Raw genomic sequence first — 14741 nt, 5'->3', positions numbered from 1 at the left:
AATGAGGTAATTTTTCTATTTGATCTGAATCTTTATCTTTTTCTCGTGCCAACTCTAAAAGGCGTCTCTGATTTGGATCTGTCATAGAAAAACCTATAAAAAAACAGGTTGATGTATATAACGCATTTAACTGAACGACATTTGCCCAATTGTGAGGATTACTATATAGAGCATGATAATCCTTTTCACTTAAAACGGAATTAGATGGCTTTGTATTATCTCTTGAAATCATTCCATGAACATGATATATCGGAATTTGATTTATCCTGGGAATCATATTGCCAGAAACAGAATAAAATCCTTTTTTATTTAATAATTCATCTAAAAGGTCGTCAAAATTATATGTAATAATTTGTGCCGGTTTTTTACGTCTAACTGCTTTTGATACAGCTTCTATAAGCGTAGACTTATATTTTTTCTTTTTGTACAATACATTGCGAATACGATCTATGAATATTTGCTTATTATCATCTTCCGTTCTACTATCATCTTTAAGATAACCATCTGAAGCATATCTGCCTGTTATTATACTTGAATATCCCAATGCAGAAGATATTGATTCTGAATTAGCACTATTAATATATTTATAAGGTGTATGATTTTCTTGATTTAACAATGCTTCTAATAGTTCTGACCAACTCGGTAACTTTGCATCCATAGATAGTCCTGCCCCCAAGAATAAAGTATATTTTGTATTGTTAAAGTCATCCTTTGCCTTATCAATTATATCAATTCTGTTAATAATTGACTTATTATTTTCGACAAGAGTTTTGTTTTCTAAATCTTGTCTGAAATTATATAGCTCTATAAAAGAAGTATTTAAAGATTCTAAATATTGATTTATATTAGAATCATCAATACGACCAATATAAATAATTACTAACTTTGAAACTTCCTTTGCATTAAACAATGGTAAATATTGTTGATAAATCCAACTTATAGATGAATAGAGTAAACGACATTTAACTTCTATAGCAGTTCTGGGAGGCCATTTCTTTGCTTGACATCCTTTAGTTAAGTAATAATCAGCTCTTACCATCCCTGAAAGAAAACTCTTTTCTCTTTCTACAGTTCCATTTGGACATATTGAAGTTAAAAAATCCCCTACTTTATCTTCAAAAAGTTTTGCTGCTAAATATGAATATGAATTCCCTGTTCTCATGATCCTTCTAAAATTATTATTAATCCTTTTGCAACCTTCTAAGGTATTAGTCCTTCATTATATACTCAAATATTGAATCCTAAATCATTAACCTCTCCAATTTCATTTTCCACTTTTTCCAATCTGGCATTTCCTGAGTCAACAACTCATAAAAGTCTTTGGTATGGTTACGATGAACAAGATGGCAAAGTTCGTGTATGATAACATACTCTATACAAATACGAGGAGCACAGACTAATCGTGGATTGAGCAGAATTTGCCCCGTAGCAGTACAACTTCCCCAACGGGTTGCCATATCTTTCAGTTTGATGGCAGACGGTTTGACCTGATAACGATTAAAACGTGCTATTAACGGAGTAGCATACTCTTCAAACTTTATTTCAGCACGTTTTCTGTACCAAGCCAATAGTAAGGCGCGTGCATCCTTACGGTGCCTACACTCTATTTCTATTATGTTTCCTTTATAATGCACTTCGTTACGTTCGCTATCAATGATGCGTAACATATACTGTCTGCCTAAATATAAATGAGATTCCCCACTGACATATTTACGTTCGGGAGTGTGTATACCAAAAGAAGAAAAATATCGTTGCTGTTTGCAAATCCACGAAGCCCGACGATGAACATGTTTTCTGATTTGCTCCAGTGGTGCTTCCACTGGAGCCTTTACTTCCACACTACCGTCCGGATGCACGCATATACCCAAAGTTTTTCTGCGTCTGTATTCAACAGCATACTCCATGACAACAGAGCCATATTCTATACAGTCTTTTATTTGATCCATAGTTTTGCCACGTCTACACAGCCGTCAATAATTGTATCCATATCATCAAAAGAGAAATTAAGTCCATACTTCCTTTTCACCTCATCTATCAGATAATCTTCCAACTCGATTTTCATACGACCAATAATATCCGATTTCTGCTGCCAGTCAACCAATACACTACCATCCACAATTAATGTATGATTGATAATTTCATCAAAAGTCATAGCAGTTTCCAATGCCAAATTCTTCAAGCTCATCTGTGCGTCACCAAATATGCGCTGATAGGTTTCCAATGCTAATCCGTAATAAGCTTTTGCTGCATTATTTTGCTGTAACTCTTCCGGCAATTCATTGTCGGTATGGGCCAATATGTCCTCTTTATATTTCAGGACTCGTTTCAAATACTCCAGTTCATCAATTCTACCTTGTTCATAAGCAGCAATGGTCTCTTTCAGCAATTGGGAAAATTTCTTATAAAACACCGGATCTGTATCCATATTTTCAGTAATGAATTTACTGGTTCGGGAGGCTATTGTATCTGCCTTTGCCGCTGTTCCTACAATCTTTTCCACTTCCTGCTCAAAGGCTTCCGTATCAAAGATATTCACTAATTCAGTGATTGGCCTTACCGCTCCACTCTCCACATGCCGATTAATCAATTTCTGTATCTGCCCTTCATATTGCTTGTAATCTATTGTATCTGAATAGCGTAATTGAACTGCCGATCTCAGTTTGACGAACATATTCAAGTCATCTTTGTATCGTTTGATATCTTCTTCTGGAGTCTTCGCATGGAAATCACGTGTAGAAAGAGCTATTTTCAGGCAAGATGCATAAGCAGTCAGTCTCTCATAAAACTCCTGCCGCCTGTCTTCCTCACGTAATGACTGTGCATATGCCTCCAAGTCCCGTTTATTGGAAATTGACTTGAACAAATCCCATAAATATGAATATTTCTGTGGCAACTTTGCTATTTCAGTATCAACTGACTCCAGAGTCTCACGGAAAACCGCCTGTTCTTCCTCGTCATAATTAGAATACAAATCCAACGCTTCGTCCAATTCTTTTAAGACTCCATAATAATCAATAATGTAACCAAACTCTTTGCCATCACATACCCGGTTGACACGCGCCACGGCCTGTAACAATGTATGTCCGTTCAGTTTACGGTCCAAATACATCACTACGATCTTCGGTTCATCAAATCCTGTCAGCAATTTGTCCACTACAATCATGATTTCAGGCTGTTCCTGATTCTTGAAGCGGGAAATCAGATTATCTTGATATTTTTTAGGAGTTCCGTGCTCATCCATCATCTTTTTCCAATACGCCTTTACTTCTTCCGACGTATCACCGTATGACGATTCTTCACCTTCTCGCATGTCAGGAGCTGTAATAAGCACCTCAGAAGATACCAAACCTATCTCGTCCAAATATTTCTTATACAATACAGCAATGGCTTTTCGGGGCGTGACCAACATAGCCTTGAATTTTGTTCCCTGCCAGTTGTCACGGAAATGTTCAGAGATATTCCAGGCTATGGAATACACCCGTTGATCAGTCTGGTTCACAAAATCAGTGCGCGAATACTTTTTCTTTAGATCAACCGTCTGATATTCATTTAACCCCTCGCATACCTTGGTAAAGAAATCGTCAATGGGCCCTTCGTGTACATGCTGAGGTACAATGCGTCCCTCATAAAGCAAGGGGACCACTGCACCATCTTCTACAGCCTGACGTACGGTGTATACCGGACGGATGATACCTCCAAATGTATTAGCCGTATTCTTTTCCTTTTTCATCAATGGCGTACCAGTAAAAGCAATCTTACAAGCATTAGGTAATACCTTATCCATCTTGATGGCCATTTCCTTGTATTGACTGCGGTGAGCTTCGTCAATCAGGATAAAGATGTTCGGATCCGTCAACGGGTGTTTCATTCGCTTCACGGCTGTCTCAAACTTATTAATGACAGTCGTGATAATGGCATCCGTTTTACTTTCCAGCAGTTCCACCAAATGAGTACCGGTGGTAGCATTCATTACTTCCCGTCCACATTTCTTGAATGTATTGGTAATCTGACTGTCCAAATCCGTACGGTCAGTCACCATCACAATTCTTGGATTCAGTATTTCTTTGGCTTGCGCAATAGCTTGCGCCAGCAAAACCATCGTAAGTGATTTTCCACTGCCTTGCGTATGCCATACCACACCTCCACGACGTTTGCCGTTTTCCAACGTTTTTACCCTTTCTGTAATTTCTTTGACTGTAAAATATTGCTGATAGCGAGCCAGTTTCTTGATCCCTCCGTCATAAATTGTAAAATTATGAATCAGATCAAGCAGTCTTTCCGGACGACAAAGTCCGAACAGATAGCGATCCTGTTCTGTTGGTAGCACCTTTTCCTGTTCCACGGCATCAAAATGCGCCCGCACATAACGGAAACGCTCACTGAACAAATGCGCTTTCTGTTTTTCATCCAACGGTGTATTTACCAAACAGTCCAACTGTTGTATGTATTCTGCTTCTTCTTGTTCCGAGATAAACATCTCTTTCCATTTAGTCCAGAATTTGGCAGGTGTTCCGGTAGTGGCATACGCTCCGTAACTGTTTCCTATGCTAAGCAGCAAGACACTATACAAGTAAAGGCCGCGGATACCATCGTCCTTCTGGTTGCGCAGGTGTTGTGAGATAGCCTGGTCAAGCGCCCCTTTCATGTCCGGTCGCTTACACTCTATCACCACAAGAGGAATGCCATTAACAAACAGCACAATATCAGGACGGTACGTATCGGCCATCCCGGTACGGGTTACTGCAAACTCTTCCGTTACATGAAACACATTTCTTTCCGGTCGCTCCCAGTCGATAAAGCGCATGGTGTAACTTTTTTTATCACCATCGATACTCTGCTCAAACGCCTTGCCCAGTGTCAATAGATTATAAACAGCTTCATTTCCGCTCAGATAACCGCCTTCCATCGGGATATTACGCATGGCCAGAACTCCGTTCTCAATGTTTTGTTCTGAAAACAGTTCCTCCTTGTTGCGATTCACCCGAATGGAATTAATGCGACGCAACTGGCTGCGCAGTACGTCCTCCAGCAATACGTTCGATGTCTTCCCGCCACGCATGGCTAATGCTTCGTCAGGAGTCAAATATGTATATCCCAACTTCTGCAATAGCTGCAAAGCGGGTATCTGACTGATATGGTCTTCTTTAAATGATATTCCTTGTATATAATTCAATCTCGAAATCATGATTTTTTTGTCATTTCTTTATCTTCTTGTGATGCAAGTCTAAAAGACGTTGAAATTCGTAATCTGCTTTTATTTTATCTAGGATCCTTTTAACCACCATATTAATTTCTTTCCCTGCGCGGTAATCTGCTGGGCATACAAAATTGACACGATTATCCTTTATAAGTTGAAGTGCCGTTGCTCTCTTTGCACTATTACCATTAGCATAGACAGCAATGGAATGTCCTCCATGTTCCTTGATCATCTTCATGCAAGGAATATCAGTATCTCCGTCTCCAAAATAAATCATACGTTCAAACGGGATAGGACGTTCTTTTTCCGGTATGTACTGATTGATTTTTTTATTGTCACTTACTTCTTTAATACCTTTGTTAATCTTAAATAAAAATTGAGTCTTTGCCGTATAGTCAATAGCAACAGCCGGCCAATAGGCAATTCCATCCACATCATAAAGAAACGAACAGGCATAAATATTCTCAAATTCTTTTGCAATAGGAGTTCCCTCTATCATTTCTTTCAACCCTGAAGAGTTGATGTAATGCTTTACATCTAGCCCTATTCTTTTCCCGTACTCGTTAACTAACGCGAACCATTCTTTAACTCCATCAAATAGTTCTACGTTTTCTCCAAATCTTTTAAACGACTCTCTCCGCAAAGAAATACCATTGTTCTTTGCAGCCTGTATCATCAGATACATATAAGTCAGAATACCATTGGCATCATTATCTTCAGATAACTTTTTATTCTTTGCCCAAAATTCAGCTTTATCTTTGCCTATAGCTTGTATAAAGCCAAATTCCTGCATGTTACCAGGCGATAGTGTCCCATCAAAATCGTATATAAGCGCTACAGTAGTTTTTTTCTTTGTCATAATTTAATTATTTCCTGATCAAACATATAATATATAATACATATTCCTATGTACAATAAAGGCAAACCATATACACAAAAATAATATATAAAACGAACCAAAAAGAAATATCGTATATTACAACATATCTTATGAAAGATACCAATTCTAAAATATTCCTTTTTCTGTAACTGAAACATAGCCAAATCTATTGGTAAATGATTATCATATCTATCCAACACCTTCTCATATTTATCCTTTATATTATTCACATCTGGTATACCATGTTTTGGATTCATTTTCAGAGATCTTAACTCGTTATATAGCTTAGATATTTCTAATGCACATTCATGATAATTTCTTGCACGAACAGAATAATTTTTTGCATATGCAAATTGGCTAAAAACCAAAATTAGAATAGATAATGATATAGATATAAACGTACCGCAGTTTTCTGGCAAAGTAAAAAATGGTATCTCACAAAGAGTAAGTACACTGAAAATAATTAAATAAGATGAAACCCATCCAACCACTCGATTATATCTGGCATCTAATTCTTCGCACCTTTCACTAGCTTTAAATCTGGTTCCTTTAGTTATCCATAATTTATAATTCAGTTCAACTTCAAAATTATTATCTTTCAGATACTCAGGAATACGTTTTGCTCTTCTGGATATATTTTTAGCCCTCCTTATTTTTGTATAACATTTCTTCAAAACAGAGTTATCAGGCAATAATTCTATAACATAACGTAACATAATATTCAAATTAAATATTTACTCGCTTTTTACCAGTTAATAATACTTGCATCAAACCTTTTTTCTGCTGACGGAATTTATTTAACTTTTGTTTAGCTAAGAGAATCTCATTATCACAAGATACAAGGATATCAGCTATTGCTGATTGTTCTTTGATGTCAGGAAGAAGGAATTTAATAGTTGAAAAATTATCCCAACGCAAACCTCCACGTCTATCTATAGAACCTTCCATCATCACATTATAAAGATAAATAGCACGATGTGATTTAAGCAATTTATATAAAAATATATCATCAATCACATTGCTATCTGTTTTAAATACTGTATACATCGGACTAATTAAAGCATTTCTGTAAGTACTCTGATAACCAATAGATCCTTCTTCAATGTGATTGGTCGCATAAGCAAAGCAATATTGTGGTACGATTTTATATTGAGTAATATCTTTGGAAAATACTTGTCGACCAAAATATTGTAAAGATGGAACTAAACCATCATATTTAGTACATGAAAGAACTTCCCAATTTTCATTATGGGTGTTTTTCAAGGAGATATCTATTGCAAAATCTTTAATAGCAATTTTCTTCCACTCTCCACTACCCCCCGGTAAACGTTTTTTGCCTGTGAGCAATTGTTGTATCAATCCTTTTTTGCGTAATTCAAGTTTTTCGATGAGCTGCGTTTGCTTTTCAATGGCTTTATCCCATACGCTTAATATTTTAACTATCTTTTGTTGTTCTTTTAACGGAGGCACAGGAATTTGTAATGAACAATATTCTGCTGCATTGATACCTGGTTGTCCACTCCTTTGAGATATGATTTTAACCCAATTCCAATATATACTAGTATTCGTATATGCTCTTAAAAAAGATGGAATTATTTTTTGTATATCAGGTGAGAATCGTATTAAGAAACCTGCAAATACCAAATCCCCGTCATTGGGATTATAAAGATATGTTTTACCAACAGTTGCTCCCGTTCTGGCAAATACAATATCACCTTCTTGCAAATGGAAATTCTCGCTATTAGAACTATTTACGGAAGTTTTATTAACAGTAATAAATCTTCCATCATCGTCAATATCAGTAATACGTAAATAGGTAGGTAAATCTTTTGAATAGGTTACTGCTGGGGCATTAATTCCATAATCCCCTTTATTAGAACATAAAAATTCCAATCTTTTCACTTTCCATTCTTTAGGAATGACTCCCAGTAATGTCTTTTTATAACCTTCTGGAACAATACAATCTGCCATATCTCTTAATTTTCAGGGTTATAATCTTTTATTGCCTTTTCAATAATATCAATTATGGTTTGTTTATGCCAACACAAAAACCCGTTTATATCTTCAACACTGGGATATGTTCCATAAGCATATTTTTTAGTATGAAACATATAATCTTGCGCAAATAATTGGACAATGGCGCTTAAACAAGTGGAAATATTTTGCATCGCATAATCCGATTTTAACTTGCTAAAAGAAATAGAAAAACCGATTGATTTTACTTGAGTCCACATTTCCTTATCCTCATTAGTAAAGGAGTTAAAATCTAATGGATGATTTTGGTGACTGTAATCCATATTTGAGTTTTTAAATCCTATTGAGTAGCTACACTTTATATCTTCAAAGAAAGCAAAAGCCGGCAATAGTTCTGTTTTCATTTTCTGAGAATACGGAAGTAACAGTTTATTATACAAATCAATCTTATTTTCTACAGTATCAGACCGAAGCGAGTTATCTCCCTTTTTCCCAGCCAACTGCTGCAGCAACTTGATCTGTTTCTGAAAATCATCTTCCTCTTCAATGCTCTCTCCCTTCGCTGCCTTAATACAGACAGTTAATGCAACTTCCAAGCATCGAGTCATGTAATCTATAAAAGGCAGCAGTTGTGCCGGTTCCGCATGAGCCCCTACAGAGGGAGTTGACCCAACCTGCACATCACAACGGTTAAGGGCCGTCAAGTAACGGTCTTTATCTTTGCTTTTTACCACAATCATCGGATAGTGATGGCGTGTAAGAATGTAATTCACCAACAAACGGGCAATGCGCCCGTTACCATCCTCAAAGGGATGGATGCGAATGTAACGGTAGTGAAAGACAGCAGCCAGTTCAATGGGCGACAACTCACCTTTCTGTTCTTCGATATTGTACCATTCCACCAAGTCGGTCATCAAGGCCGGTGTCTCTTCGGGTGAAGCATATTCAAAACGTTCGCCAGTAACCGTTATCACCGAATTGGGACGGGTTTTGTACACTCCTGCATGAATGACATAGGAAGTGGTGGTTCCATCCGATAACTGACGATACATAGTATAATTTTCACGAAGCAAGGTATGATGCAGCTGACGGATGAAAGTTTCTGTCAAAGGATGACTTTTATCGTCTGCCTCTTCCTGCACCATTCTCAGACAAACATTATGGGCTTTCATCTCTTCCAGATCCTTCATGTTAGCCTCGTCTACAACCTTTCCGAAAAGTAACAACAGTTCAGTTTGCCCATAGGTCAAAGTATTTCCTTCTATGTGATTGGAGTTGTAATTGAACTCCAACATGAATTTTCGGTCCAGTCTGCTCTTATCTTCTGGCTTTAATGGCTGTAAAGACAGCCATTCATTATATAGTTGATCAATGTGAGTCATATTTTCCAAGTCTTAATATCCCAATTCCTTTAAATAATCTCTCATCTTAGCCTGCACCTCTGCCAATTCTGCCTCCAATGCATCAATTTCTTTTTGTACAGCCGGAATATCCACTTCTGCTTCTTCCTCAAAAGTGTCCACATAGCGGGGAATGTTCAGATTATAATCATTTTCCTGTATATCGGCAGGAGTGGCTACAAAAGCATATTTCTCTTCCGCTACACCTGGTTCAAGCTGTCCAGAGGTAAATTTTTGGTAGACAGAAACAATATGATTGATATCTTCCGGACGCAGTTTGTTTTGGTTCTTTCCGTTTTCATACTCTCTGCTGGCATCGACAAACAACACATTGTCTGTTTTTTTCCCTTTGTTGAAAATAGCAATGGCCGCCGGAATACCTGTTCCGAAAAACAAATTGGCAGGCAAACCGATAACAGCTTCCAGTAGATTTTCATCTATCACCTGTTTGCGGATTTTGCCTTCGCTTGCTCCACGAAACAGTACGCCGTGGGGAATTACCACACCAACTTTACCACTACCTTCCTGAGCTGCTTCTATCATGTGGGAAATAAAGGCCCAGTCTCCCTTGCTCTTTGGTGGAATACCTCTCCAAAAACGGTTATAGGAATCATGAGCAGCCTCTTCAGCTCCCCATTTGTCTAATGAGAAGGGGGGGTTGGCAATCACTGTGTCGAACTTCATTAACTTGTCATCTTCTTTCAGTTTCGGATTGCGCAACGTATCTCCCCAGCGTATCACAGCATTATCAAAACCGTGGAGGAACATGTTCATCATGGCCAGTGCCCAAGTGCTGCCATTTACTTCCTGACCGTAAAGAGAGAAGTTATTGTTACCTACCTCCTTGCCTGCCTTAATCAGCAGAGAGCCGGAACCACAAGTCGGATCACAGATACGCGCACCTGGTTTGCTCTTTGTCAGTTTAGCCAACAAAGTTGAAACTTCTGCCGGAGTAAAGAACTCTCCCGCTTTCTTCCCTGACTCACTGGCAAATGTAGAGACCAAATACATATAAGCATCTCCAATGATATCATTATTTTCCAAATGAGATTCATCCAATTCCAATTCACTGAAATCTACCAATAGATTTTTCAAGCGGGCATTCTTTTCTTTCGGTTCACCCAAGTTAGCTGAATTGAAACTGATATTACGGAAAATACTGCTGCCGTCCTCACTGCTCATTTTCTCCCGATTGGCATCCTCAATATCAGCCAATGCCATATCAATCAACTCTCCGATATTGTCCGCCGTACGGTGTTGATATAAATAATCAAATGAACTGGTTTCTGGAATAAGGAAACGTTCATGACGCATGGAACGGGCCGCCCGTTCTTTATCTCCTTCGTATCTGTTTAAATATTCTGAATATTTGGCTTTGTATACATCACTGACATATTTCAAGAAAAGCATAGTCAGAATATAATCTTTATATTGACTAGGATCTATCACTCCACGGAAAGTATCACAAGCTTTCCAAACTACACGATTGATTTGTAACTGATCTGTTTTTTGTTGATTTTCCATATATTGATTACTTTATTTTATTCATTAATAATTGTTGGACAATAGTCTGTTTTTTTTCAATGATTGCCTGTTGTAGCTCCATTTCTCTTTTTGACAAACGAGCTATGGTTACAATAGTTTTCTGTTCTTCTAACGAAGGGACGGGTATCTCTAAATTTTCCACAGCAGGTTTATGAATAAGTGGTGTTGCACTACCGGCCTGATTGCTTTTAAAATATGCCTTTACAGAAGGTTGACACAAGAACCAACAAAGATACTCAGATGTAACTATCGGTGATTTTAATCGGATTACGAAAAAAGAAGTAGAAGCTACCGCTTTTTCTTGCTCACGAAATACCACACTTAAGTAATTTACTCCCTTAGAGGCAAAAAGAATATCACCTTCTTGCAATAAATTCTTCTGCATTTTAGCTGTCAATAATACTCGGGAAGCATATTTTATAATTACCGCATCCGTACAATCTTTGGTCTGTAAATATGCTATCTCTCCATCAGGATCTGTTTTCTCATACACTCCAGATAGGATTTCTGCAAGGTCTTTTAGATATATTTTTTTCTTAGTAATCATTTTACTTATATTTGTCAATGCAAATATACATCTTATTTTTATTATTCCAAACCACATAACATATTTTTCTAAGTAATCTGATTACTATTTATATTATATAGGCATAATACCATATATTATCCATACGATGATATGTAAATCTCTACCTGTAGTGAAAAACTAAACGACTCATTTCAAATACATGGAAAGTGAAAGTAAAAAGCGGAAAAACAATACCTGTTATCTATATAATAAAAAAGAACGTATGATATACGGAAGTATCAAGGGAACAACAACTTCTACATGCCTATATGCTTCATCACCATTTTGTCTATCACCTTGAACGTAACGAAGTCCACATTAAAGAAGACTTTAGAAGTTTTTTTACCTTAATGCGGAAATAAAACAAAGCATTATGGGGATATAATGCTATTTTATTGTAAATTACTATATTTGTAACATAAAACCAACAAATATTTGTTATGGATACAACAAGATTAGAAGCAAATTATGGGAACGAAAACTTATTCTTAATAGGGATAATTATTATTGTCATTTTAATCATTTTCTACTTCCTGCTTAAAATAAGCAAGAAAAATAATAAATTGACTAAGAAACTTGTAAATGCAACCTCTGAAAATACATCTAATAAATTAGAGGAAAACATAAAACAAAAAACATCTACAAATAGATTTCAAGATGAACAGGGCATAAATCAACCCCAAAATTTCCCCTTTGAAAAACGCCCAAAAAGAATACCCAGTCCTATACTACAAGAAATAAATGAAAAAATAGAAGAGAAGCCCGAACATTCCTTACCCAAATACATCGGATATGAGCCGATAAATATATTTACTCAAACAGAACCTTTACATTATCCGTATGTAATAATGCCTACAAGGACAAAGTGTCCAATCAAATTTCCCCAAAAAGGAAGAAGCGGTAGAAAAGGATATAAAGAAGATGAATTTCTTTTATATATACAAAAATATTTTAAAGAGACATTCAGCATATATGATGATCGATATGTTTTGACGAAAACAAATAGATATGAGCCTGATTTTTCATTATTAAATGAAAAAGATGGAATTAATATCTTTCTAGATATAGAAATTGATGAACCTTATGAAGGCATTAACGATGTTAATATTAGAAAAGCAACCCATTTTCAATTTGCTGATATCAATAGAAATAATGAATTCAAAAATAGAGGTTGGATTGTTATCAGATTTGCAGAAATACAAATTCATCAGAATCCCAACGGATGCTGTAGGTTTATCGCTGATGTTATTAAAAGTATCTATCCCCAATTTACAATTCCACATGATTTGTTATCAATAAAACGTATAGAACCTGTTCAACAATGGACTAAGGACATTGCGTTGACCTGGTCAAAACAAAGATACAGAGAAAAATATTTAGGTATCAACCAATTTGGATATATACCAGAGACGGTTGGGGCAGATATTACAATCATCCAAGATGAGAAAGTAGAGGAAGAAGTCGTAGATGATAAGATGGTTGTAATTCAAGAAAAGGCCATGAGTGATATGCCTGAACAAAACATTGTGATCACTGCCATTGAAACCGGCAAATACGTTTCCTTTCAATACGACCAGGAAAAAACTATCGTAAAACCTTCAAACTTTGACGGGATCATTATGACGGGGTATTGTTATGTAAGAAATGGAGTTCGCAATTTTGAAATAAGTAAAATGCAAAATTCCTGCTTAAAGGATAATTATTGCACACTAAGTTTATCCGCTGATAAACTAGGAATCAAAAATGTTGCAAACATCATGAATATTATCATCCCTAATAAGAAATATGTTAGGATGGAATATACCAGAAGAGAATGGAATTCTATTTATATAGATCCTGAAACAGGAGAGTTAGTTAATAATAAAACCGAAGCAGAAACCAGTATCCGTACAATTAGTAATATACAGCTTGATACTGAAAGATGGGGAGATAATTATATTCGTGCTTATTGCCATAAAAGAGAAGCCGAACGTACATTCTATTTTGCAAGGATTAGCCTTCTAGAAATTTTAGATATATAAAAGCAAAGAGCATTGACATTATAGCGAGTAGATTGTAGTTCAATTGAGCAATAGCACAGTCTACTTCTTCAGTATATTACTTTATTTCTAATGTTTGAAAATAAACATCAATGTTTTTTTTGATTGCTCTGTGTATCTTCCATAATAATTTGTAGCCCCAACAACATTTTAACCTATGATACGAAAATCAAGAAACTTTTTTGAATAATGAAACAAACCATTAAATATAGATATGCCTTTGACTGCCGAAAGAATACAATTGACATCACTACTATAAATAAAAACGATAGAAATAGTTCAAAATATTACTGTATTTCATGCGGAAAAGAGCTCACAGCCAAATTAGGGGATAAAAAGCAACATCATTTTTCTCATAAAATCAGTACGGACAGTACATCCTGTAGCTTTGAAACTTATTTACATAATCTAGCGAAATACAAGATTAAAGAAATATTCGACAATGATACAACTTTCAATATCAATATGACTGAAAAAGTTATATGCTCATCTATACAAAACTGTTATTTTTCATCAGATGAAAATTGTTGCAGTCACAGTAGAGAAATACTTGTGAATTTAAAAGACCGTTATGAATTGTGCACTGTAGAAAAACAAATAGAAGGTTTCAAAGCTGATATATTATTGGAAAACAGCAATAATAAGTATAAGCCATTATTAATAGAAGTTTTTGTAACCCATGAGTGTTCAGAAGATAAAATTAATTCAAAATTACCTATTATTGAAATATCCGTCAAGAAAGAAGAAGATATCCAAGACATTAAAGAGATAATCAAATCAAACAAAAAAACATACAATATCCTTCCTATACAAGTGTATGAACCATTAGAGATAAACTACCCTTTTCAAAAATATGCATTATATGCATCAGGTAAACATTACGCTAATTATATTAGTGAAGGGACTTGTAATGACATAGATCTAAAAAAGTATAACAAAGCATTATTAGAAATTTCAGTGTACAAGAATCAAATGAGTATCAACTCATTTCTACTTTATGCTTCTTTTTTAGGGTATAATGTTAGAGATTGCTCTATTTGCCAACATTACAAATACGTTGAAAGTTATTATGGAAATTATCCATTATGCTTGAGATATAAGAAAGATAAAACTCCTAAAAATCCTAATTCCTTATATG

At 35.8% G+C, this 14741-nt stretch carries 11 protein-coding genes; 2 read left to right on the top strand and 9 right to left on the bottom strand.

Annotated elements, in window-relative coordinates; genetic code table 11:
• The 9 genes from NW212_RS14460 to NW212_RS14420 form a co-directional block, all read right to left on the bottom strand.
• The coding region (locus NW212_RS14460) for an SIR2 family protein (RefSeq protein WP_258339330.1) at positions 1–1162 on the bottom strand (1162 nt) is incomplete at its 3' end.
• Between the two features lie 79 nt (positions 1163–1241).
• Positions 1242–1946 (bottom strand): M48 family metallopeptidase, encoded by a 705-nt coding sequence (locus tag NW212_RS14455; RefSeq protein WP_258339329.1) that lies wholly within the window; start codon positions 1944–1946, stop codon positions 1242–1244.
• Positions 1934–5185, bottom strand: coding sequence for a type I restriction endonuclease subunit R (locus tag NW212_RS14450; RefSeq protein WP_258339328.1), 3252 nt, complete (start codon positions 5183–5185; stop codon positions 1934–1936). The genes NW212_RS14455 and NW212_RS14450 overlap by 13 nt, the downstream gene beginning before the upstream one ends.
• A gap of 10 nt (positions 5186–5195) precedes the next feature.
• A complete protein-coding gene (locus NW212_RS14445) occupies positions 5196–6056 on the bottom strand; it encodes an HAD family hydrolase (protein ID WP_258339327.1) in 861 nt (286 codons plus the stop codon).
• The gene (locus NW212_RS14440) at positions 6053–6793 is read right to left on the bottom strand and encodes an SLATT domain-containing protein (RefSeq protein ID WP_258339326.1); all 741 of its coding nucleotides are present in this window, start codon (positions 6791–6793) and stop codon (positions 6053–6055) included. The genes NW212_RS14445 and NW212_RS14440 overlap by 4 nt, the downstream gene beginning before the upstream one ends.
• Before the next feature lie 10 nt (positions 6794–6803).
• Positions 6804–8048 (bottom strand): restriction endonuclease subunit S, encoded by a 1245-nt coding sequence (locus NW212_RS14435; protein ID WP_258339325.1) that lies wholly within the window; start codon positions 8046–8048, stop codon positions 6804–6806.
• A gap of 5 nt (positions 8049–8053) precedes the next feature.
• Entirely contained in the window at positions 8054–9433 is a 1380-nt protein-coding gene (locus tag NW212_RS14430; RefSeq protein WP_258339324.1) for a Fic family protein, read from the bottom strand.
• A gap of 12 nt (positions 9434–9445) precedes the next feature.
• The gene (locus NW212_RS14425; protein ID WP_258339323.1) at positions 9446–10975 is read right to left on the bottom strand and encodes a type I restriction-modification system subunit M; all 1530 of its coding nucleotides are present in this window, start codon (positions 10973–10975) and stop codon (positions 9446–9448) included.
• Positions 10976–10982: 7 nt separating this feature from the next.
• Positions 10983–11543 (bottom strand): restriction endonuclease subunit S, encoded by a 561-nt coding sequence (locus NW212_RS14420; protein WP_204498993.1) that lies wholly within the window; start codon positions 11541–11543, stop codon positions 10983–10985.
• 461 nt (positions 11544–12004) lie between these two features.
• Here NW212_RS14420 and NW212_RS14415 point away from each other — a divergent pair, with 461 nt between their 5' ends.
• Both NW212_RS14415 and NW212_RS14410 read left to right on the top strand, forming a co-directional pair.
• Positions 12005–13585: a WYL domain-containing protein gene (locus NW212_RS14415; protein ID WP_258339322.1), complete on the top strand. Its 1581-nt coding sequence runs from the start codon at positions 12005–12007 to the stop codon at positions 13583–13585.
• Positions 13586–13792: 207 nt separating this feature from the next.
• Positions 13793–14741, top strand: a 949-nt coding sequence (locus NW212_RS14410) for a competence protein CoiA family protein (RefSeq protein ID WP_258339321.1), incomplete at its 3' end; no start/stop codon positions are given.

The sequence above is a fragment of the Bacteroides sp. ET225 genome (assembly GCF_024733745.1).
Lineage (GTDB): Bacteria > Bacteroidota > Bacteroidia > Bacteroidales > Bacteroidaceae > Phocaeicola > Phocaeicola excrementipullorum.
Note: the sequence above shows the minus strand (reverse complement) of the source record. Positions and strands in the feature narration are given on the sequence as shown.

Coding starts and splice junctions, on each gene's coding strand:
- NW212_RS14455 (WP_258339329.1), bottom strand. CDS start 1,946: ATGGATCAAATAAAAGACTGTATAGAATATGGCTCTGTTGTCATGGAG.
- NW212_RS14450 (WP_258339328.1), bottom strand. CDS start 5,185: ATGATTTCGAGATTGAATTATATACAAGGAATATCATTTAAAGAAGAC.
- NW212_RS14445 (WP_258339327.1), bottom strand. CDS start 6,056: ATGACAAAGAAAAAAACTACTGTAGCGCTTATATACGATTTTGATGGG.
- NW212_RS14440 (WP_258339326.1), bottom strand. CDS start 6,793: ATGTTACGTTATGTTATAGAATTATTGCCTGATAACTCTGTTTTGAAG.
- NW212_RS14435 (WP_258339325.1), bottom strand. CDS start 8,048: ATGGCAGATTGTATTGTTCCAGAAGGTTATAAAAAGACATTACTGGGA.
- NW212_RS14430 (WP_258339324.1), bottom strand. CDS start 9,433: ATGACTCACATTGATCAACTATATAATGAATGGCTGTCTTTACAGCCA.
- NW212_RS14425 (WP_258339323.1), bottom strand. CDS start 10,975: ATGGAAAATCAACAAAAAACAGATCAGTTACAAATCAATCGTGTAGTT.
- NW212_RS14420 (WP_204498993.1), bottom strand. CDS start 11,543: ATGATTACTAAGAAAAAAATATATCTAAAAGACCTTGCAGAAATCCTA.
- NW212_RS14415 (WP_258339322.1), top strand. CDS start 12,005: ATGGATACAACAAGATTAGAAGCAAATTATGGGAACGAAAACTTATTC.